This is a genomic window from Pontiella sp., from assembly GCF_041622395.1.
In the GTDB taxonomy this organism is placed as follows: domain Bacteria; phylum Verrucomicrobiota; class Kiritimatiellia; order Kiritimatiellales; family Pontiellaceae; genus Pontiella.
Genome location: NZ_JBFJYW010000018.1, coordinates 1 through 21969, shown reverse-complemented (window position 1 = coordinate 21969; position 21969 = coordinate 1). Strand labels below are relative to the sequence as shown.

Annotated in this window: 19 protein-coding genes; 8 read left to right on the top strand and 11 right to left on the bottom strand. The window is 61.4% G+C overall.

What is annotated here, in order from left to right; translation table 11 throughout:
• The coding region (locus tag ABYO54_RS02090) for a purine phosphoribosyltransferase family protein (protein WP_372806421.1) at window positions 1-289 on the top strand (289 nt) is incomplete at its 5' end.
• Between the two features lie 93 nt (window positions 290-382).
• Window positions 383-946: a YceI family protein gene (locus ABYO54_RS02085; RefSeq protein WP_372806419.1), complete on the top strand. Its 564-nt coding sequence runs from the start codon at window positions 383-385 to the stop codon at window positions 944-946.
• Window positions 947-1018: 72 nt separating this feature from the next.
• On the opposite strand, the gene ABYO54_RS02080 is transcribed toward ABYO54_RS02085, so the two are convergent.
• Window positions 1019-1570, bottom strand: coding sequence for a peroxiredoxin (locus ABYO54_RS02080; protein ID WP_372806417.1), 552 nt, complete (start codon window positions 1568-1570; stop codon window positions 1019-1021).
• A gap of 227 nt (window positions 1571-1797) precedes the next feature.
• Here ABYO54_RS02080 and ABYO54_RS02075 point away from each other — a divergent pair, with 227 nt between their 5' ends.
• Together ABYO54_RS02075 and ABYO54_RS02070 are read left to right on the top strand one after the other, a co-directional pair.
• On the top strand, window positions 1798-3174 hold the full coding sequence (locus tag ABYO54_RS02075) for a hypothetical protein (protein WP_372806415.1): 1377 nt from the start codon (window positions 1798-1800) through the stop codon (window positions 3172-3174).
• Window positions 3174-4763: a metallopeptidase TldD-related protein gene (locus tag ABYO54_RS02070; RefSeq protein WP_372806414.1), complete on the top strand. Its 1590-nt coding sequence runs from the start codon at window positions 3174-3176 to the stop codon at window positions 4761-4763. Before ABYO54_RS02075 ends, ABYO54_RS02070 begins: the two co-directional genes overlap by 1 nt.
• Window positions 4764-4842: 79 nt before the next feature.
• On the opposite strand, the gene ABYO54_RS02065 is transcribed toward ABYO54_RS02070, so the two are convergent.
• The 3 genes from ABYO54_RS02065 to ABYO54_RS02055 all read right to left on the bottom strand — a co-directional run bounded on the left by ABYO54_RS02065 (window position 4843) and on the right by ABYO54_RS02055 (window position 7998).
• Window positions 4843-5229 carry an RNA recognition motif domain-containing protein gene (locus ABYO54_RS02065; RefSeq protein ID WP_372806412.1) on the bottom strand — a complete coding sequence of 129 codons (387 nt, stop codon included), beginning with the start codon at window positions 5227-5229 and terminating at the stop codon, window positions 4843-4845.
• A 202-nt stretch (window positions 5230-5431) separates the two neighbouring features.
• Complete coding sequence (gene typA, locus ABYO54_RS02060; RefSeq protein WP_372806411.1) at window positions 5432-7240, bottom strand: translational GTPase TypA; 1809 nt, start codon at window positions 7238-7240, stop codon at window positions 5432-5434.
• Between the two features lie 152 nt (window positions 7241-7392).
• The gene (locus ABYO54_RS02055) at window positions 7393-7998 is read right to left on the bottom strand and encodes a hypothetical protein (RefSeq protein WP_372806409.1); all 606 of its coding nucleotides are present in this window, start codon (window positions 7996-7998) and stop codon (window positions 7393-7395) included.
• A gap of 157 nt (window positions 7999-8155) precedes the next feature.
• Between ABYO54_RS02055 and ruvA the strand changes: the two genes are divergently transcribed.
• Window positions 8156-8749: a Holliday junction branch migration protein RuvA gene (ruvA, locus tag ABYO54_RS02050; protein ID WP_372806407.1), complete on the top strand. Its 594-nt coding sequence runs from the start codon at window positions 8156-8158 to the stop codon at window positions 8747-8749.
• A 7-nt stretch (window positions 8750-8756) separates the two neighbouring features.
• On the opposite strand, the gene ABYO54_RS02045 is transcribed toward ruvA, so the two are convergent.
• Window positions 8757-11783 (bottom strand): alpha-amylase family glycosyl hydrolase, encoded by a 3027-nt coding sequence (locus ABYO54_RS02045; RefSeq protein ID WP_372806405.1) that lies wholly within the window; start codon window positions 11781-11783, stop codon window positions 8757-8759.
• Between the two features lie 8 nt (window positions 11784-11791).
• The gene (locus ABYO54_RS02040) at window positions 11792-13513 is read right to left on the bottom strand and encodes an HAD-IIB family hydrolase (protein WP_372806403.1); all 1722 of its coding nucleotides are present in this window, start codon (window positions 13511-13513) and stop codon (window positions 11792-11794) included.
• A gap of 215 nt (window positions 13514-13728) precedes the next feature.
• Between ABYO54_RS02040 and ruvB the strand changes: the two genes are divergently transcribed.
• On the top strand, window positions 13729-14715 hold the full coding sequence (gene ruvB, locus ABYO54_RS02035; RefSeq protein ID WP_372806401.1) for a Holliday junction branch migration DNA helicase RuvB: 987 nt from the start codon (window positions 13729-13731) through the stop codon (window positions 14713-14715).
• A 31-nt stretch (window positions 14716-14746) separates the two neighbouring features.
• Here ruvB and ABYO54_RS02030 read toward each other — a convergent pair whose 3' ends face one another.
• The 5 genes from ABYO54_RS02030 to ABYO54_RS02010 all read right to left on the bottom strand — a co-directional run bounded on the left by ABYO54_RS02030 (window position 14747) and on the right by ABYO54_RS02010 (window position 19099).
• Window positions 14747-15028 carry a peptidylprolyl isomerase gene (locus ABYO54_RS02030; protein WP_372806399.1) on the bottom strand — a complete coding sequence of 94 codons (282 nt, stop codon included), beginning with the start codon at window positions 15026-15028 and terminating at the stop codon, window positions 14747-14749.
• 88 nt (window positions 15029-15116) lie between these two features.
• A complete protein-coding gene (locus ABYO54_RS02025; protein WP_372806397.1) occupies window positions 15117-15701 on the bottom strand; it encodes a hypothetical protein in 585 nt (194 codons plus the stop codon).
• Between the two features lie 3 nt (window positions 15702-15704).
• Window positions 15705-17402 (bottom strand): SPFH domain-containing protein, encoded by a 1698-nt coding sequence (locus ABYO54_RS02020; protein ID WP_372806395.1) that lies wholly within the window; start codon window positions 17400-17402, stop codon window positions 15705-15707.
• Window positions 17399-18919, bottom strand: a complete 1521-nt coding sequence (locus ABYO54_RS02015) for an SPFH domain-containing protein (RefSeq protein ID WP_372806393.1) — start codon at window positions 18917-18919, stop codon at window positions 17399-17401. The genes ABYO54_RS02020 and ABYO54_RS02015 overlap by 4 nt, the downstream gene beginning before the upstream one ends.
• A 57-nt stretch (window positions 18920-18976) precedes the next feature.
• Window positions 18977-19099 carry a hypothetical protein gene (locus tag ABYO54_RS02010; protein WP_372806391.1) on the bottom strand — a complete coding sequence of 41 codons (123 nt, stop codon included), beginning with the start codon at window positions 19097-19099 and terminating at the stop codon, window positions 18977-18979.
• Window positions 19100-19246: 147 nt separating this feature from the next.
• Between ABYO54_RS02010 and ABYO54_RS02005 the strand changes: the two genes are divergently transcribed.
• A complete protein-coding gene (locus ABYO54_RS02005; RefSeq protein ID WP_372806389.1) occupies window positions 19247-20083 on the top strand; it encodes a hypothetical protein in 837 nt (278 codons plus the stop codon).
• 106 nt (window positions 20084-20189) lie between these two features.
• On the top strand, window positions 20190-21830 hold the full coding sequence (gene pgm / locus ABYO54_RS02000) for a phosphoglucomutase (alpha-D-glucose-1,6-bisphosphate-dependent) (RefSeq protein ID WP_372806387.1): 1641 nt from the start codon (window positions 20190-20192) through the stop codon (window positions 21828-21830).
• Window positions 21831-21969: the final 139 nt, after the last annotated feature.

Sequence of the window (21969 nt, the reverse complement as noted above, 5' to 3'; positions counted from 1 at the left end):
GGTCCGCAAACCCGGCAAGCTCCCCCACACGGTGCACAAACAAACCTACGAGCTTGAATACGGAACCGATTGCGTCGAAATCCACTCCGACGCCTTCAAGCCCGGACAGCGCATCCTGATCATCGACGACGTGCTGGCCACCGGGGGAACCGTGGCCGCCACCATCGCCCTGATCCAAAACAATTTCGACGTCGAAATCATCGAGGCCGATTTCCTGATGGAGCTGCAATTTCTCCACGGCCGCGAAAAATTAGGCGACTTCCCCCTCTTTTCGTTGCTGGACTACTGATTCGCCCCCTCCGCAGCGCCGAATCATTCGCCGGATTTTATACTGGACTATTTTGGTACTTGTTGTAGGTTACGCGGCATCAAGGAGACGGAAATGTACAAACGAATGATTCTTTCAGCCATTGCGGGCCTGGCCATGGGGGCCGGCGCGGAGACGTTCAAGATCGATACGGGCCATGCCGAAATCGGGTTTGCCGCCAAGCACATGATGGTCAGCAACACCAAAGGCAAGTTCAACACCTTCGAAGGAACGCTGGATTACGACATTGCCACCAAGACGCTCAAGTCCGCGCAAGGCACCATCGATGCGGCCAGCATCGACACCAACAACGAAAAGCGCGACGAGCATCTTCGCAACGAAGATTTCTTCAACACGGCCAAGTTCCCGAAAATCACCTTCAGGAGCACCTCGGTGAAAAAGACGGGCGACAATGAATTTGAAGTCGCAGGAAAGCTGACGGTACTGGGAATCGATCGCGATGTGGTCCTGCCCGTAACCATCATCGGCCCGGTCGAAGGCCGCGGCGGCGCAACGCTTATCGGCGTTGAATGCAACACCACGCTCAACCGCCGCGCACTGGGCATCGACCACGCCCCGGCCGCCGTCATCGGCGACGACGTCAAGATCAGCATCGAGCTGGAAGCCGGCTACAAATAGGTTTTATTGCCATCTCCACCCCAAACAACACCTGACGCCCGCCCCTTATTCCCCTGGGGGGCGGGCGTTTTTTTATTCGGGCTTCGACAGGAAGGCCAGTACCTTTTCGAGGTCGGCGATCGGTTTGGCCTTGTCGTCCTTGTAGACGACCGTGCCCTGGGGATCGATGATAAAGGTCCATCGCGCGGCGGTGGCCGAGCGCTTGAGTTCGACCTCCTTGCCGTCGACCGTCCGCTGAATGGCCTTTTCGCCGGTCTGCACGGCAACGCCGTAGGCTTTGGCAATCGCCCCGTCGGGATCGGAGAGCAAGGTAAAGTTCAACTGCTCGGCCGTCTGGAACCACTTCAGGTTTTGCGGCGTGTCGCCGCTAATGCCGACCACGTTGATCGTGGCGTTTCCCTTTTCGATGTGGTCGCGATAGGCGCAGGCCTGCTTGGTGCACCCGCCCGTCATCGCGGCGGGGTAGAAGTAGACCACCAAATGCTTGCCGCCCAGTTTCCCGGAAAGTTCCCACGCGTTGCCGTCCTGGTCCTTCGCAACGATAGGCGGGGCCTTCTCGCCAACCTCGACCGCCGAAGCCGCCATCACGCCCAACCCGGCGATTACCATGATCCATTTCTTCATTGTCTTGCTCCTTATGCGTTAAGAATCGCCGAATGCGATGCGCCTTGCCGTTGCCGGGGCGTCCATCCTCGGCTTTCCGAAAGGTCGTGGATCGAACGTAAAAAGTCAACAGGATGCTTAATCCGCGCGGCATCCGGGCGTCCGGCTTCTTTTTTCCCTATTTGAGTGCGGCATTATCCCGCCATTCAATTATCCTTTCCCGCATTCAAAAAAACGATAGAGGTATTATGAATCGGAAATTCATCAACGAAGTCACCGCCGAACTAAATGCGCGGGTCGAAGCGGGGACGCTGACGGGCTGGAGCCTGAACGCAACGGACTCCCGCAGCCTGCAACGGCTCTACGCCTCGCCCGACGGCACCGCGCTCGCCTGCCACCAGAGCCGCCGCGTCGATGGCGAAGCATTCAAGCTTTCCGTCTACACCCCGTCTGCGGCCGAGGGCAGGGTCGGCACCGCCATGATCGATCTGGTAACCTACCGGCCGATCGCGCAGCAACTCGACGTTGCGGTGGAGCTGGCGGCCTGCAGCCAAAACAAGGCATGGAAACTCGCGGCGCCTCCGGCCACGGAACCGCAACCCGTCGAAACCTGCGATCCGGACATCCGCGACAACCCCGAAGGGGTGGCCGCAACGATCGAACAGCAGTTTACGGAAGCCTTCGGCGCGACCGAAGGCTGCCGCCTGAACTCGGCCGAGCTGTTCGTCAACTACAGCCTCTCCGCCCAGCGCAACTCCGAAGGGCTCGCCTACCAAACCGAGCTGAGCGAACTCTACCTCGAAGCGGCCATGGAAAAGGCCGGGCAGGAAAACGACAAGGAGGTCCACGAACATACCACCTCCGTTACGGTCGACGACCTGAACGTGAAAAACTTCCTCGAAGAGTGCGCGTTGCAGGTCGCCACCCTAGGCGACAGCGAGGAACCCCACACCCAGGATGGCGCCACCATCCTGATCGGCAAAGACGCCCTCTCCCAGATGCTCGACGCCCTCCTCCAGCAACTCAACTGCACCAACGAATACCTGAAGCTCCCCTTCTTCAAGGTGGGCGATGCCTTCGGCGGCGGCGCAGGCGATGCGCTGGAACTGGCGCTCGACCCGACGATTCCCTGCATGGTGCTCTCCTCGCCGTACGCCATCGATGGCCTGGCCGCGAAGGGCGGAACGCTGATTGCGGAGAATAACGTGACGAACCGGATCATCGGCAACCGCTTCGGCCAATACCTGGGCCTCGAACCCAACGGCCTCAGCGGAAACCTCGTGGTCAAACCCGGAACGCTGACCAAGCAAAGCCTCGCGGGACTCGACTATGTCGAGGTCATCAAGTTTTCCTCGTTGCTGATCGATGCGCAGAAACTCACGTGGAGTTCCGAGATCAAACTCGGACGCCACGTTGCGGCCGATGGCTCCGCCACCCTCGTCAAAGGCGGCGTGGTTTCCGGCAACCTGAAAGAAAACTTCACCGACTGCAAACTCTCCGCAATGATCGGGACCGTGAACGCGCCAAAGAGCAGCTATGCCCCGCCGCTCGGCTATCGCGGCCCCGACGCCATGCTCATCACCCGCGGCGTCAGCATCGCCGGACAGACGAAAGGAGACCGATAATGAGCACCATCCCCTACCCCCTCACCGATGAACTCCGCCGCTTTTTCCCTCTGCTTGCCAAGTTGGTGGCTACCATGGAATCCGGCGCGGACAGCAAGCTCTATGCCTTCGCCATGCTTGAGGATCTCGACCAGTTCCAGAGCAACGTCAGCCAGACCGAGACCTCGGGCCTGACCCGGGACCGCGGACTGGTGCTGCGCATCCTCGCCGGACACCGCAATTTCGAATACGCCTCCAACGGGTTCGACGAAGCGAGGCTGATCGCCGAAGCCGAAAAACTGAAGACCGAGGCGCTGGCCTATTTCGATGGACTGGAAAACCCGCCCGTCTTCACGCCGCCCACCTGGGCCGACGAACCGCTCGACTCGTTCGCCGACCCGATCCGCGAACAGATCCTGGCCGGCGGAAAACTTCCCGACGCCGAAACCCTCGTCCACTTTGGCAGCGCCTACGATCCGTCCATTTCCGAATCGACCGACAAAGCCGAAAGCGCGGCGCGCGCCAAGGCGATTAAGGAAGCCATCGCCCAGGCGGGCGGCGACCGGCTCGCCTCGGCGGGTTGCATGCTCCGCCGCAAGGTCAAGAGCCGCCTGTTCGTCGACCGCACCCGCCAAATGTCGCAGTCGCTCTTCACCAGCCTGTACTATCTCTACGCCGTCACCCCGACGGGCAAGACCGTCCGCGACATCGTCGGCGGCATGGCCGGAGCCGAGGCCGGAAAGGGCATCGACGACGCCTTGATCCAGCGGCTGGTCGAAACCGCGGACAAGGTCGAGCAGGCCGCGCGGATCCAGCCGGGCCGCTACCGCATCATCACCGGGCCGGACGTGACGGGCGTGATCGCCCACGAGGCGTTCGGCCACACGCAGGAGGGCGACACCTGCCGCCTCGGCCGCAGCTGCGCGCCGGGCCTCAGGAAACGCGGAACGCCGGTCGGCAACGAACAGGCCACCATCATCAACAATGCCGGGGTGTTCGCGATGGGAACCACGCCATGGGGCGTGAACGGAACGCACTTCTTCGACGACGAAGGGTTCATCGCCCGCCCGCAGACGATCCTCGATCGCGGCGCACTCTCCTCGCCGATGAACGATTTGATCGCGTCGCGGGTCGGCGACATCAACGGCCCCGCCGCGCGGCAGTCGAACGGCAAGCGCGAAAGCTGGCGGCGACCGCTGATGCCGCGCCAGACCAACACCTATTTCACGGCGGGCGACAAGACCCTCGACGAACTGGCCGAGCTTTGCGGCAACGGCTTCATTGCCGAGCATGCCCACGGCGGCATGGAGGACCCGAAAGGCATGGGGCTGACCGCAGGCACGGAGTATCTCGAAGAGGTGAAGGACGGCAAGCGCACCGGAAAGCTGTTCCTGGGCCCGCAGGGCGGGCACGTGGAACTTTCCGATCCCGTGCCGCGTCTGCTCGGCTCCATCATCGCCAAAAGCGTCATCTCGGAAGAGGATCCGATGAACGAAACCGGCGGCGAGCCCATCAATAAATGGGGCGGCTGCGGCAAATACCACAAGGAAGGCGTCGAAGCCGGATGCGGTGGCCCGTGGATCCTCTGGGAAGGCATCACTTGCGGATAGCGCCGCTTCCTGATTGCCAAAAAGAAAGCCCGGGCCTTGGCCCGGGCTTTTTTGTCATTCCAGTACTGGAACGAGGGGGTTAGTAGCGTTCGCGGTTTCCGCCGCCACGACCGCCGCGATCGCGGTCGCGCCCGCCGCTGCGTTCACGGCCACCGCCGCCATATCCGCCGCCGCCACCACCATATCCGCCGCCGCCCTCGCGCCGAGGGGGCCGCTCTTCGCGGGCCTTGGCGATGTTGACGCGCAGGTTACGGCCATCCAACGGCTTGTCGTTGAGCATTTCAACCGCCTTGTTGGCTTCTTCGACCGTTTCCATTTCAACGAATGCAAACCCGCGTGAACGGCTGGTAAACTTGTCGAGCATCAGCTGACAAGAGACGACGGTTCCGACCTGCGCAAACAGGGCTTGAATGTCATCTTCGGTGGAATTGTAGGATAGGTTTCCCACGTACAGTCTCTTTTCCATATTTCTATCTCTCTTATCCCCACCCGGCGTCCCGCGTCCGTCCCGACCCGTTCGGCTTCCGGAAACCCCATGGTTTCCGCGACAATCCAACAGCACGTCCCGAATGTTGACGAAATTTTATAACGGAATTCGGGGAATGCAACCCTTATCCCAAGGCTTTGCAAAACCCTAACCTTCCCCTCGCACGTTGCGGAAAGCGTGGCTAGTCGGCTTTTTGGCGGCCGAACCGCTTGCGGTCGTTCTCCGTGAGCAACTTCTTGCGCATGCGGATGTTGTGGGGCGTGATCTCGACCAGCTCGTCGGCGGCGATGTATTCGAGGGCCTCTTCGAGGCTCTTCACCTGCGCCGGGGCAATCTTCATGGCGCGGTCGGTACCGGAGGCCCGGACGTTGGTGAGCTGCTTGGCTTTCTGCATGTTGACCACCAGATCCTTGTCGAGGCAGTGCTCGGCCACGATCATGCCTTCGTAGCACTCTTCGCCGGGGTTGACGAAAAAGATGCCGCGCTGCTGGAGCCCGTCGATCGCGAAAGCCACCGCCGGTCCCTTGCCCTGCGAGATCAGCACGCCGTTGTTGCGCTGCTGGATCGGGCCCTTGAAGGGCTCGTATTGCAAGAAGCGGTGCGTCACGATCGCCTCGCCCGCCGAAGCGGTCAGCATCTTGGAACGCAGGCCGATCAGGCCGCGGGTCGGAATCTGGAACCGGATGGTCTTGCGCAGGCCGTGCTGCTCCATATCGATCATCTCGCCTTTGCGCGTTCCGGCGAGTTCGATCACCTTGCCGGCAAATTCGTCCGGCACATCGATGTGCAGGATTTCGATCGGCTCCTCTTTCTTGCCGTGCTTTTCCTTGAAAATCACCTGGGGCTGGGCGACGGACATTTCGAAGCCTTCGCGGCGCATGGTTTCGATCAGGATGGAAAGGTGCAGTACGCCGCGGCCGCTGACGCGGAACGAGTCGCCGCTGGTTTCCTCGACGCGCAGCGCCACGTCGCGCTCGGTTTCCTTGAGCAGGCGTTCGCGCAGGTGGCGGCTGGTGACATACTTGCCGTCCTTTCCGTAGAAGGGCGAATCGTTGACGCTGAAGGTCATCGAAAGCGTCGGTTCGTCGATATGGATCGGCGGCAGGGCTTCGGGGGTTTCAAAAGCGGTGATGCAGTCGCCGATGTCGATATCGGGAATGCCGACGATGGCGCAGAGGTCGCCGCACGGCACCTCTTCGACTTCATTGCGCCCCAGCCCTTCAAAAGTGAAGAGCTGCTTGATGCGGGTCTGGCCCTGCTTGCCGTTGCGGCGGATATGCATCAGCGGTTGCGTGGTGTTGAGCGTTCCGCGGTAAACGCGGCCGACGCCGATACGGCCGACATAGTCGCTGTAATCGATCGAAGTCACCTGCATCTGAACGGGCCCTTCGTTCACTTTCGGCGCCGGGATGTGTTCCAAGATGGCGTCCATCAGCGGCAGCATCGAATCGCGCGGACCATCGAGCACCGTGTCGGCCCAGCCATTCTTTCCGGAGCAGTAGAGCATCGGGAAGTCGAGCTGCTCGTCGTTGGCTTCGAGTTCAACGAAGAGGTCGAACACCAAATCGTGGATCACGTCCGGACGCGCGTCCGGTTTGTCGATTTTGTTGATGATCACCACGGGCTTCAGGTTGAGCTCCAGCGCCTTGTCGAGCACGAAGCGGGTCTGCGGCATCGGGCCCTCGGCCGCATCGACCAGCAACAGGACGCCGTCGGCCAGGTTCAGCACGCGCTCCACCTGCCCGCCGAAGTCGCTATGGCCGGGGGTATCGATCACGTTCACCTTCACGCCCTTGTAGTTGACGCTGATGTTTTTCGAAAGAATGGTAATACCGCGTTCACGTTCGAGATCGTTGCTGTCGAGCATGCAGACCTGCATGTCCTCGTTGTCGCGAAACAACTTGGACTGCTTGATGATTTCATCCACCAGCGTGGTTTTACCATGGTCAACGTGCGCGATGATCGCGATATTCCTGATTTCCTGGGCCATAGGGTTCTCCAAATAAAAAATGAGGCGCGAAGATATAGCTTTCCGGCTAAAAAGCAACGCAACAACTGGATAAAAGTATTTGGATACTCGGCACTTCCGACGACCGGCGGCGCCGGCGGCCTCAAAGGCGAGGCGCGCTCCGGCAACCGCCCCTAATCAAGCGGGAATTCGCGGCTTTTGATGATCTCCTTGAAATCGTAGTTGATAAACCAGAAGGGGGTTTCGGAATGGTTGAGCAGATAGCCTTTGGCGTTCAAGGCTTCGGCGCCCTTGGACCAGCCTTTTTCAAGCCGGCGGTTCGTTTCCTTTTCCGCCACGATCTTGCCGTCGATTTTCAGCACCGCGGCCGAATCTAGCTTGAAGGCGTCGACCTCGTACCGCTTCACATAGCTCGGATGCAGGTACACCTGAACCACATGGTCGCCCGGCTCGATGTTAATATAGTGAACGCTTTCCGAAAGCGCCAAGCATCCGCCCTCGTCGTCGCAGTCCAACAACGCCAGTTGCGTAACGTCGAGCTCGTCGATCCATCCGCCCTTGGTGGTGAAATAGACCCCGATGCGGATCCACTTCTGGGCGGAACCCTGCTGGTGGTCCTGCTCCGTCTGCACCAAGTAGTAGGGCGTGTAGACGGTGTCTTCGACCTTGATGTCGTTAATGGTGATTTTCACCTCCGGCGCGCCCTTGCCGTCCGCCATCCCTGTTCCTGCAAGGAACACGGCCACGATTTCACTTGCGATTTTCTTGTTCAGTTTCATGTATTCAGCCCCTTTCCGGCGTAATTTCAAATTGAGACCGTTCCGGTACCATTTCGTTCAATCTCGTTTTCGGAATCCCGGGGCGGATGGATCCGATTTGGCGGAAGCGCGCGAAATGGCTGTCTTTCAGCCGCCGTTTTCGGCACCATGTGCGCCCATGATTATTTTTCTTGAAGGCAAACTCCAAACCAAGCAGCTCGCGCGCATCGAAATGAACGTCGGCGGCGTTGGCTATGAGGTGTTTATCCCGCTGAGCAGCTATGACCGGCTTCCGCCGGAGGGCGAAAGCTGCCGTATTTTGATCTATCACCACATCACGGAGGCGGACCAAAAGCTGTTCGGCTTCTGCACCGCCGACGAGCGCGACATGTTCATGAAGTTGCTGACGATCAGCGGCGTCGGGCCGAAACTGGCCATCAGCGCCCTCTCGGGCCTGCCCGTGCGCGAGCTCAAAAACGCGCTGATCAACGGCGATGTGAAACGGATTTCGACCATCTCGGGCATCGGCAAAAAGACGGCGGAGCGCATCGTGGTGGAGCTGCGCGACAAGTTCGACCGCGGCGACCAGCTCGACGCCTTTGCGCCGGCTGATGGACCGGCCGGCGATTCCCGCATGCGCGATGCGGCGCTGGCCCTCGGCGCGCTGGGCCACAAGCCCGACGACGCCGCCAAGCTGATCAAGGGCGCCGCCCAGAAACTGACGCCCGAGATGACGGTGGAAGATTTGATCCGGCTGGCGCTGACGAAATAGGCGTCCGCTAGCGGTTGCTGAGCCAGACGGAAGCATAGGGCTCAAACTCGATCGTGCTTTCCAAATCCTCGTACCGATGCCCGCTCAAAAGGTCGCGCCAATGTTCCGTGGTGATCAGGTTGAGCTCGACCAGCGGCAACTGCTGCTTTTCGCCGCTGACGTTGTGGATGGCGAAAATCGACTGGTCCCGGTCGATGCTTTCGCGCCAGAACGCGAAAAACGAGGGCCCCAGATGCAGCGTGTACTGGGTTGCATTCGGATGGAAGGCGGGTTGCTGGCGGCGCAGCTGGATCAAACGCTTCATCTCGTTGAACACCACCGCGTGCGGGCCGGACGGGTCGGCCAGGGCCGCATTCAACTCCGAGTTGCTCCACGGATGCCGGTTGATCGACCGGGCCCGGCCGGTCCGTTGGTAAAGCGCATAGTCGTTCGGCGTGGCCAGCATGCTGTTGAGGTAAATCCCCGGAACGCCTTCCAGCGCCAGCATGATCGTGTGGGCGCAAAGGAAACGGTCGCACTGATAGCGGTCGCCGACCAGCCTGCCGGAGGAATCGCGCTCCGCGTTTTCCGCGCCGGCGACCGTGGTCTTGAAGGCATCGAACAAGGAGATATTCACTTCGTAGGGAATCTCCCGGCCATCCGGCGTGCGCCGCGTGGAGATGGCGCCGCCGCTGGCCTGCAGGGTTTTGAGCAGATCCTCCATCTCCGTTTCCCCGAGAAGCCCTTCCGCCGGGCGCACGCCGATCCCGTCGTGCGAGCTGATGAAGTTGAAGTAGGCGCGGCCCCGTTTGGCGGGCGGCATCGACATCATCCAGCTTTGCAGATGGCGGCTGTTGCCGGTCAGCAGGGTATTCACCAGCAGCGGCGGCAGCGAAAAGTTGTAAATCATGTGGGCTTCGTTACCGTTGCCGAAATAGCTCAGGTTTTCGCGGTTGGGCACATTGGTTTCCGTAATCACCACGATGGAGGGATTGATGTGCTCCAGCAGCAGGCGCAGCAGCTTGATGATTTCGTGGGTTTGCCGTAGATGCACGCAGGGCGACCCCGACTCCTTCCAGAGAAAGGCCACCGCATCCAGCCGGAAGAAGCGGACGCCGCGCTTCGCATACATCGCCATTATGCCGATCATTTCGAGGAGCACTTCGGGATTGGAAAAATCCAGATCGACCTGGTCCGGGCCGAAGGTACACCAGACTTGTTTTTCGCCGTCGAAGGTTTCCACCGCCGTCAGCAACGGGGTGGAACGCGGCCGCACGACCTGCGAAAGGTCCATCGATTGATCGGGAACGATGAAGTAATCCTTGCCGGGGTGTTTGCCCTCGCGGAAATTCTTGAACCAAAGCGACTGGCTGGAGCAGTGGTTCAAGACCAGGTCCGCCATCAGGACATAGTTTTTTGCGATCCCCTCCAAATCCTCCCAGGTGCCCAGGGCGGGATTTATCTTGGTATAGTCGATCACCGAAAATCCGTCGTCCGAACTGAAGGGCGAAAACGGCAGGATATGCACCCCCGTCACCGTCGAGCGCAACTCGCGGTCCAGAAACCGGTGAAGATTGGCCAACGGACTGATCGGACGCTCCGACGTATCGTCGATCACACTGTCGCCATAGCCGATCGCCACGACATCGTTCTGGCTCCACTTATCGATGTTTTCGGGGATGGCGACCGTCTTCGATTCCAGGCCGGACTCCACCAGAATCCGGTCGGAGAGCTCGCCCGCATCGTGGTCCGCATAGATCTGCTGGACATGCTGCTCGATCCTGCTGCGCAGCCGCAGCGCATGGGGATGGAGCGACGGCACGGTCACTTCGCGCGAGCCGAACTCCTGCGTATCGGCCTCGACCGCCTGAACGAGGCGGTCGAGCACATCCGGCACGCCGGCGATCACGCGCTTCCAGCTGGGCATGAACGGGGTCTCCATGGACCGCTCCAGAAATTCGTGGCCGGCGTTCATGATGTTTTCGGCAAACAACTCGACCGAACTGCCCTCTTTGTGGCGATCGTACTGCAACCCGTTGAGCGTGGCATCGGCGCTGTAGCTATCGACCAGGTCCAACGCAATGCGGTAATAGGTGGCCTTGATGGTCCGGATCTTCCCGGCGGAAAAGACCTCGCCCATCGTGGCCATTTTCCGGAACAGGGATTTGGCGATGTCCCCGCTCATTTTGGACAGGCCCTTGGTCTGATCCTCCGCCGAGAGGTCCTGGTGCTTGTGGTCGTAGATGTCGGCCACATCCACCTGGCAAATCTGGTTGGTGGCATAATTGCGGTAGATCTCCGAAAGCACGCCCATCTCCAGCCCCCAATCCGAGGGGATTCGGATGTTTTCAATCACATCGCGCCCCATGGCGAATTCCCCGGCGAGCGCGTAGCGGAAACTGTCCAGATAGCCCAGATAGGGGTTGGGGCCGCAGACGAGCTTGAGCGCGCGGATGAGCGGGGAAACCAACAGGCGGCAGGCGCGCCCGTTCAGGGTGTTGTTGGCGACGCGGGCATAGAAGCCCTTGCAAAACTTGTAGCTGAACGCGGGATTGGCCACCGGGTAAATCAGCCGGGCGAGCAGGTCGCGGCGATAGGTGGTGATATCGCAATCGTGCAGCGCCACCGCCTGCGCCTTGCCGGTGGCCAGGATATAGCCGAACATGTACCACACGTTCCGCCCTTTTCCGGGGCGGTTGGGGGCCAGCCGCTTTTCCTGGAGCAGCGCATCGATCTCCCGCAGCCGCGGGCCGTCGTGCCACATGACGTTGGGCCGTTGCGGAAGCCGGTTGAAAAACCCCAACGCATGCCGGTACTGCGCTTCGTCGGCCCGGTCCAGCCCGACAATGATCTGTTCGAGATACGGCACATGGACCAGCTCATCGACGATATTCGACAGCGCCGGACCCTCCAGCTCCGAAAACAGCGAGGGCAGCAACAAGGCCATCGGCCGCTGCTTCCCGAATTCGACCAATTCCTGCTCGATGGCCTCGATGGGCCGGTCACTCAGCTGATGCAGGGTTGTCACGACACCATGTTGATAAAAATCGCCCATAATCGCTCCTAATCGTTGTGCTCCACTATCGATAAAATGGCTTCGTTCCAAGCCCGGGGCCCCGTGTGCGGCGGGAACAGGCACAGCAAGGCGCCGGGTTGCAATACGGCCTCATGCGCTGGGTTCTTGATCACCACCGCAATGTCGGCGGCATCCAGCATCCCCCGATCGTTCGGACTGTCGCCGAGCGCAATGACCCGCCACAAGGCGTCCGGGGCCCGTTCCTCGCAGCGCGCGAGAGCCATCCGCTGGCCGAGGGCCTTGTCCGTATCCCCCATCAGGTGGATAAAGCGTCCGCCGCGCACGGCGCGTATGCCCTCTCGGTTCAAGGCCGCGGAAAACGCCGCCCAACGCGCTTCGGTGTCATGCCATAAAAGCGGTTCCGTGGCCTGGCGCCGCATGGCCAGGACCGCGGCATCGCGATCCAATCCGGTATGCCCGACGACCTCTTCGGGCTGCATATCGTCAAATCCTTCGAAGCGATAGCCGTGGCGGCTTCGCAAGCGATGCGCCACCGCCAGAATTTCGCTACGGCTCGGGCCGAGACATTCGATGCGATACCCCTGTGGCGCGGCCGGGTCCGGCATGGCCAGAACACCGCCGTTTTCAGCCACCAGAATCGGCGCATCCATTCCGATGCTTCCGGTCATTTCCTGCGCCAGCTGCAGCAATTCGCTCACCGTCTTGCTGGAGTTCAAGACCAGGCAGGCGCCCTGTTCCGCCAGCTTTTCCAACGCCGGCCGCGCGGGTTGCCAGGAGTAGGACTCATCCAGCAGGGTCGCGTCCAGATCGGTCGATACCAAATAGCGGACCGGCCGGTCGCCGCGCAGGGTATGCGCGCAATATTCATGCTCCGCGTTGATGCAGAAGACTTCATCGGCCCGTCCGGGCATCTCTTCCAGCATCCAGCGCGTCAGCCGTTCATAGTGGGAAATAAAAAAGGTCAACGCGTCCTCGTCCATGGCCAGCGCCGCCGATGCGCCGGCCTCGGCCAGCCGCTGCCGCAGCTTTGCCTCCTGCTCGCCGCGCCACTGGTAGACCATCTCGAACCCGGGCGGCTTCAGCATCAGCAGATAGTCGAGCGAACCGAATACGTCGGCATAGGTTCCGGACAAGCAATCGTTCACATAGGTCCGCCAGCGCCCATCCGGGTCGTGGTCCCGCTCCAGGGCATTGCACGGATCGGCCAATGCCGATGCCGGCTGGGGAACGGCACCGATGCACCACCCCTCGAACAAGATCAGATCGACCCCGTCCGCAGGAAAAGGCGTGCCCGTTGCGGCCCGGTCATCGGCCCCTTTGTCGAACCGCGGCACCTCGTTGAGCGTCGGGCCGGGCTCGCCGCGCAGCGCGGCGATGATCGCCTGCCCCAGTTCCATCTCGTGGGTACCCGGCACCCCGCGCGTCTGCAGCAGCGGATGGATTTCCTTTGCAAGCCGGCCGCGAACCGCACGCGTGAAATAGAGGTCGTCGATCGAGAGCACCAGCACGCGCAGCCCCTGTAGCTCCAGCAGCCCGGCCAGGCAACCGGCAAAGGTGGACTTGCCCGTTCCTTGCGCCCCGTTGATTCCGACCACCGCCACCCCGGGATGCCGGCGGACGAGCGACTGGATGCGCTGGGCGCACGGCACGAAATAGTTCGCCACCGTCTCCGCATAGGACGCGGGCAACCGCTCTTGGCGAATATATTCCCCGACAAACGATCGGGCTTGGGCGCCGAGGTTCAGCATGGCTCTCCTTCGGCCCAGGCCCCGTTTTCAGTCAATTCCGTATGCAACAGCCAATTATGATACATATATGTGCCCTTTCGGCTAAAAAACCATCCCTTCGATCCCTAAGAACGCACGATCAGTGCCATCGCCCATCGGCACCGTCCCCGATTCCCAAAAGACGACGGCGTTAATTCTGTAACCGAGTGCGGAAAAAGGGTACATACGCCCACACTATGAACAACGAAATCATCACACCGGACAAGGACTTCGAGCAAAAGCTGCGGCCATCGCGCTTCGCGGATTTTACGGGACAGGACAAGATTCGCGAGCGGCTGGAGCTTTTCGTGCAGGCGGCCCGCCAGCGCGAGGACGTGCTCGACCACGTGTTGCTCTCCGGACCGCCGGGGCTGGGCAAGACCACCCTTTCCTATATTCTGGCCGACGCCATGGACGCGGGAATCAAATGCACCTCCGGCCCGGTGATCGACAAACCCGCCGATCTCGCCGGCCTGCTGACGAGCCTGGAACGCGGCGACGTGCTGTTCATCGACGAAATCCACCGGATGCAGCGCTCGGTGGAGGAATATCTCTATTCGGCCATGGAGGATTTCGTGATCGATATCGTGATCGACCAAGGGCCGAACGCGCGGTCGGTGCGGCTGAACATCCAGCCGTTCACGCTGATCGGCGCCACCACCCGCGCCGGCATGCTCTCGGCGCCGATGCGCTCGCGCTTCGGGCTGGTCAACCGCCTCGACTACTACGATGCGCCGACGCTCGCCACCATCATCAAGCGCTCGGCCCGGATCCTGGGCGTGGTAATCGAAGAGGGCGGGGCGATGGAGATCGCCTCCCGTTCGCGCGGAACGCCGCGTATCGCCAACAATCTGCTGCGCCGCGCGCGCGACTATGCGCAGGTGAAGGCCGACAACATCATCACCCGCGATCTGGCCGACAAGGCGCTCAACCTGCTGGACATCGACGACAACGGTTTGGAGGAGATGGATAAACGCATCCTCTCCTGCATCATTGAAAAGTTCGGCGGCGGCCCGGTGGGGATCAACTCGATGTCGGTGTCGGTCGGCGAAGAGTCGGACACGATCGAGGAGGTCTACGAGCCGTACCTGATCCAGGAGGGCTACCTCCAGAGAACGGCGCAGGGCCGTGTCGCCACGGCCCGTGCGTATGCCAAGTTCGGGCTGGTGCCGCCGAAAAAATAGAAGAACACCGGAAGCGGTGCTCCTCCGCGAATTAATCGACGCGATGGGTGACTTCCACGAGGTGGTAGCCGAACTGGGTCTTGACCGGGCCCTGTACTTCGCCAACGGGGGCGCTGAAGACGACTTCATCGAATTCCTTAACCATCTGGCCGGGGCCGAAGGTGCCGAGGGCGCCGCCATCCGAACCGGACGGGCATTTGGAATGCAATTTCGCCAATTCGGCGAAATCCGCGCCTTCTTCGATCTGCTTCTTCAACGTTGCGCAATCCGCTTCCGTTGCCACCAAAATATGCCGTGCTGCCGCTTTTGCCATGGTTTCTCTCCTTGGTTGATGTTTTTCAAAGGGCGCAGACTGAAGCTTTGCCGTGGAGCGGGCAAGTTGAAAGAGCCAACTTCGAACCTCAGCGATTGGCGCTCTTCAACCGTTTTGCGCCAAAGCCGACGTCCTCGTAGCGCTCCTCCTCCAAGGGATCGGCGTCTTCGGATCGGGGTTCGAACTCGGCATGCAGCACGGGTGCCTCGTGGTCGGGGAAGATCCATTTTCCGAGAAAATAGACGCCGCCGCCAACCACCATCCCCAGCAAGCCGATCCCCATGCCGGCATAGGCGTCCGAGTCGGGCGAGGAATCGTCGTCGTCATCGTTTAGAGCCGACCCGGCAAGCAGGAAAACGCCAAGCCCGGCCAGCCCAACGGCACCGCCCGCAACCATCAGCACGCCGCCCGTCGCCTTGCCCACCTCCTCGCCGACCTCTTTCAGGTCGGAGTCCATCTCGGGCATCGGCAACACAAGCTCCTGGCCCGCGGGCAGGCTGAAGGTCGCCTGGGCGAGATCTTCCGGAACTTTCAACGTGCATGGCGTGGTCCCGCGCTTCTTCCCGGCCACGACCCTCGCGCCGGACGGATACGAGGTGAACCGAATCTCCTGCGTCGCGCACCCGGTCAAAAGCGCCGACGAGAGCACAACCGAAAGGGCCTTGATTCCCATCTCTTATTTCCTGTTTTGCAGCTGCTGCGCACCGCCAAGTTCGGCGAAGCCCGTTTTTTCGAGGTCGGTCCAGAGCGTGCCTTCGCCCGCGTGGATAATGTTGAGTTTCATCCGGGGATTGAGCGTGTCGGCAAAGCGCCAGCGCGCGTAGGCGGCCGGATCGCCAAAGGCGGCGGTCTTAAGCTGGAGGCCGTTGGCTTTTTCGCCCTCGACTTTTTGGTGGGCGCTGGCCTCGGCCTGCCCGAGCACGCGCACCTTGTCGGCGTGGATGGCGGCGGTGAGCTTGCGGATTTCGGCCTCTTTCTTGAGCGTTTCGGCCTGGATCTGGGCAACCTGCTTTTCGAGGTCGGCGGCGATCTCGGCCTTGAGCTTTTCGGTCTCCTGCATCACCTGCTCGCCGCGCTGCGTGATGAGCGAGACTTCGGTGTTGAGCTCGGCCTCCTTGCGGGCGGTGTTTTGCCGCTCCTTGTTGGTGAGGTCCTGCTCGACGGCGATGCTGGCCTGCTGGATGGGGGCGCGGATTTCGCCGGGCACCTCCACGTGGCGGATCAGCGCGTTGTGGACGCGGACGGCCTTGGCGCTCAACGTCGCTTCGAGCGCGGCGGTCAGGTCGCCCTGGAATTTTTCGCGGCCTTCGCCGACGATGAAGTCCTTGGCGCGGTATTCGGAGCCCTTGTTGCGCGAGATCGAGGTGATCTGCGGCATGATGATCTTGTCGACCACCGCCGGCAGGTCGCCGTAGCGGCGGTAGATCCCGGCAATATCGCCCGGATCGAGCTCGAACTCGAGGGTCATGTCGAGGCTGATATCGAATCCGTCGCGCGACGGGAAGGTCAACAGCTCCATCAGGTTCATCTCCCCTTCCGCGAGCTGGACGTGCTCGGCGTCGCGCACGCGCGAACCGGCGGCAAAATCGACCGGCTGGCCGCGCTTGGCCGGCGCATCCCAGGACGATTTGCGCTGGCTGAAATAGTCCGCCCGCTTGGCTTCCTGCTTTTCGAGCATGTTGCTTTGGAGCGTGTTCAGCGCATCGTTCTGCCCCAGCTGGCGCGCCTTGGTCACCACCTTGCTACCCTCCTGGCCGAGCAACGAAACCTGGTTGATGCCGACTTCGAGCACGTCCACCTTGTATTCCTTGGAGTTGACGTAGTAGAGCCCCGGCTGCAGCACATCCTTGCGGACGCCCTTCTGCCGATCGCCGGCAAACTCGCCGCTGGGCGACTGGGAACCGGAGAGCGAGGTGACGACCCCGGCGTAGCCGATCGGAATACTGATGGCATCGACGATCTCGATGTTGTAGCCGTAGGTGTTCATCCGGTACTTGCCCGGACCGAGCACGCTGCGCCAGATCCCCTTCTGTCCGCGTTCGGCAATGAACTCGCCGGTGGGGAGTTTTTGCCCGACCTTGGAGGTTACGATCCCGACCTTGCCCGGCTCGATCATCGTGGCCGGGACAATCTCGTGGTCGTAGAAGATGGGGTTGAGGAAGTGGCGGCCTTCGCCCAGCGGCTCCTCGCGGATCCCCTTTTGGCCCTCGCGGGCGAGGATCTGGCCCGGCTCGAGCGCCTCGCCGTTCTTGGCGGTGACGATGGCCATTTGATTGGGGCCGACGTAGAAACGGCAGAATCCCCACAACCACACCCCCTGCAACACCACGAGCGCAACAACGATTCCAACGATGGCTAAAATGATTTTTTTCATTCGGCACCTCCTTTCGCGGGCGCGTACGCATCGAAGATGCCGCCCACCCCTTTTTCATCGGAGCTCAGGACGGAGCCGACGTTCGGCGCCAGTTTTTCGTAGAGCGTGTATTGCGCAAAGGCGGCCCCGCCGCCGAAGGCCTGCACCCGGTTTTCAAGCACGTTGGCCTCGGCCGCGTTCTGCGCGGCGATGGCATCCTTTTCGCCATCGGCCTTCAGCAGGATGGCCTCGGCCTGGAAGAGCGCGGCCTCGTATTCGACCTTCGCCACGTCGAGCTCCTTCTGCGCGACGATCAGGCGTACGCTCTGGTCCTGCTCGGCGTCGATCACGGCGCGGATGCGCTTGGTGTCGGCCTCGACCTTTTCGCGGTTCTGGATGGCGAGCATCTCCTGTTTGGTCAGCTCGGCCTTGGATTTGGCCTGCACGATCTGCTGCTCGTATTTCGCGGCATCCTGCACGGCCAGCTCGCGGTCGCGGTTGATGCTGGCGATTTCGTCGGGCACGATCACTTTGCGGACCCCGACGGCCTTGATATCGACCCCCCAGCCCGTCGACTTGGAGCGCAGGTGCGACTCCAGGTCGTTCTGGAATTTCTGGCGGGTTTCGCCGACGATGAAGTTGACGGCCGGATGCTTGCTGCCTTCGATGCGGCTGAACCCGCGGGCGCGCGGCAGGATGAGCTTCTTGATGATGTCGTCCATATCGCCGACGCGGTGGGTCAGGAAGGCGGCCTCCTCGCGCTGGATGCCGAATTCGATGTAGCCTTCGACGGTGACGGTGAAGCCGTCGAGCGTCAGGAAACTGATGACGTCCTTGCCGGACATGTCGAAGCGCTGGCTCTGCAGGTTGACCTCCACCGAGTTGTAGATATAGGGGTTGAGGTAGTGCGTGCCGGGATCGAGCAGCATGCCGTTGACCCCCTTGAGCCCCGTCTCCACCATGAAGGTGTTGCGCTTTTCGATCGGAAGGTCGTTGTTCAGCACATCCTGCCCGGTCAACGCCGTGACGACGCCGACATGGCCGGGGCGTATGTTGATCGCGTCGAAGAGCGCCACGTGGTAGGCGTAGGGGTTGATGCGGTATTTGCCGGGCCGCAGGATTTCCTGGACGATGCCGCGCTGGCCGTCCTCGGCAATGATGGCGCCGGCGGGAAGTTCGTCGCCGGCGGGAAGTTCGTCGCCGTAAAGGCGGGTCATGACGCCCAGCTTACCTGCGGGCACATCGAGAATGCGCTGGATCTTCCAGCTCCAGGTGTAGGGATTGCGGAAATACCGCCCTTCCGCGAGCACGTCGAGCTGGATGCCCTTCTGCGCTTTTTCCAGCGCAATCACCTGTCCCGGCGGGAGGTTGTCGCCCGTCTTGCGGATCAGCACCGCAATCTGCCCCGAGCCGGGTTCGATCCGGCAGAAAAACCAGAAAAAGATAAATGCCCCGATCAAAACGATCGGCACCAGCACCGGAACCGATGCGACTAGCGCAAGGTTCACCTTGGGTATGTTCGTATTCCTGTCGTTCATCTGACTCCTCCTTCATGGATCGGCGGGCACCAAGCCAACCGTACTGCCTCCAACGTCCTACTTCCTTCGCTTGCGCTTCCCGCCGGAAGTGGACGATGCACTCTTTTGATACCCCTCCAGCTTGGCGATGTAGTCGGACGGCCCCCATTCCTCATCGTCCCGGCCCTTAGATCGTTTCATCAATTGGCAACACTTTATCATCCGAACAACCGACCTCCACTACTAAATCCGCCGGAAATTGTAACGCGAAGACCAAAATCAGCGGTTTTTTTGTTGTCATGCTAGAACGACATAGTATCTGATAGCGCGACAACGGAGGTTTTTCATATGAAAGGCGACATTCGCAAAGCATTGGACTATTTGAACGCAAACAAGGTGCGGGCCAACTATTCCGCGATACAGGGCTACCTCGGGATCGGCCCGTTCGAAAAGGTCGATTGGACCGAAATCCTCGGCCCGCCGCGCCAGTACACCTCGTGGGTCGTCCATCGCCGCACCGGCTTGCCGGACGGCCACAAACCCGCCGAGCTGCATCCCGACCTGATGGTCTCGGACGAAATCATCACCAAGAGCAAGGTGCTTCAGGCCGCCATCGCCGAGTTCGAGCGCAACGGCGACGAAAGCCTTGCGGCGGCGAACGGGCGCACCGTGGAAGTGGCCGACTGCCACGGCAATGCCGCCGCCGTCATTTGCCCCGCCTGCAAAAAGGCCTATCTCATCTCCGGCTTCCTCAACAAAGGCGTGCGCTCCTGCCCGCATTGCGGCAAATCGCGGGCGGTCTTCGCCGACGTGAAAGCCGATTGGGAAACAACGCACCAGGACGATATCGTCGAACCCGAACAGGAATCGACCCGCCTGCTCTTCAAGAAGGAGTGGCTCGGCTACGATGTCTGGGTCACGTTTACCGAAGACGACACGGTCTACCGCTACCCGCACGACCAGCTGCTGCAAACCTTCATCAACCGTCTCGGCATCATCGAAGGCACCAAAACCTGGGAAAGCGACGGCGTTTACAGCTTCCCCCGCCTGAGCGGCGAACAGAAGAAAATGCTCAAGCGCTACGTGGTCGAGGTCCGCAATCTGCCCGAGGCCACCCAGGCGGCCGAAACCGGCATCGTGATCCCGGAACCCGAAACCGCGCCCAATCCCGAAGAGTTGAAGTAACCCCAGCGCCCGGGCCGGCCGAGGCCTTTCACGTTTATCATTGAGCCGGCGGGGGGGCTTTGCTATGAACCGCGGCTCGTTGATCAATTTTCAAAGGAGACAAACCATGGCCATTCATCCCGATGCAGGAAAACCCGTTGCGAAAGAAAACCTGACCGACGTCGCCGAGCTCGTCAGCCGCTACTACGAATTGCAACCGGACGTCGCCAACCCCGACCAGAAAGTCGCCTTCGGCACCTCCGGACACCGCGGCACCTCGCTGAAGACCAGCTTTACCGAAGACCACATCATGGCGATCGCGCAGGCGATTTGCGAATACCGCGCCGGACAGGGCATCACGGGCCCGCTCTTTATGGGCAAGGACACCCACGCCCTCTCGATCCCGGCCGAAAAGACCGCCCTGCAGGTGTTCGCCGCCAACGGCGTGACCGTGATGATCGACAAAGACGGCGGCTACACCCCCACCCCCGTCATTTCGCACGCGATCCTCGCTTATAACAAGGGCCGCACCGATGGGCTGGCCGACGGCGTCGTCATCACCCCCTCGCACAACCCGCCGGATAACGGCGGCTTCAAATACAACCCGCCCAACGGCGGGCCGGCCGACACCGACGCCACCGGCTGGATTGCCGACCGCGCCAACGAACTGCTGGCCGACAACAACGACGAGGTCAAGAGCCTCTACTATCCCGAAGCGCTCGAAGCCGACACCACCGTCGCCTTCGACTTCATCACCCCCTACGTCGACGACCTCTGCAACGTGATCGACATGGACGCCATCGCCAAGTCCGGCATCAAAATCTGCGCCGACGCCATGGGCGGCTCCGGCCTGCGCTACTGGAAACCGATCGCCGAGAAATATGGCCTGGACATCACCACCCGCAACGACACGGTCGACTACACCTTCAGCTTCATGACGGTCGACCGCGACGGCAAGGTGCGCATGGACTGCTCCTCGCCCTACGCCATGGCCAGCCTCGTCGCCCTCAAGGACGACTACGACATCGCCTTCGGCAACGACCCCGACTACGATCGCCACGGTATCGTGACCAAATCCGCCGGCCTGATGAACCCGAACCACTATCTCGCCGTCGCCATCAACTATCTCTACGCCAACCGCGCCGGCTGGCGCAAGGATGCCGCCGTCGGCAAGACGCTGGTCTCCTCCTCGATGATCGACCGCGTCGCCGCCGACCTCGGCCGCGATCTGCAGGAAGTGCCCGTCGGCTTCAAATGGTTCGTGAACGGACTCGTCGACGGCTCCTACGGTTTCGGCGGCGAAGAATCCGCCGGCGCCTCGTTCCTGCGCAAGGACGGCACCGTTTGGACGACCGACAAAGACGGCATGATCCTCTGCCTGCTCGCCTGCGAAATCCTCGCCGTCACCGGCAAGGACCCGGGCGAACACTACCAGGATCTCGTCGCCAAGTTCGGCAACCCGGTCTACGACCGCGTCGACGCCCCGGCCAACCGCGAAGAGAAAGCCAAACTGGCCGCCCTCTCCCCGGAACAGGTCACCGCCGAAACCCTCGCCGGCGAGCCGATCACCCAGAAGCTGACCCATGCCCCCGCCAACGGCGCGGCCATCGGCGGCCTGAAGGTCTGCACCGAAAACGGCTGGTTCGCCGCCCGCCCCTCCGGCACCGAAGACGTCTACAAAATCTACGCCGAAAGCTTCAAAGGCGAGGAACACCTCCGCCAAATCCAGGCCGAAGCCAAAGAGATTGTGAACCAGGCCCTCGCCTAGCGGGTGCGTGACGATTGAAACGTGAGGCGTGATCCCAACGGGGGTCGCGCCTTTTGAGCGTAGCGCGGATATCCGATCCGCGTTTTCCTCACGAGCCGCAAAAACTCGCATCGGATATGCGAGCTACGTCGATGCTCCC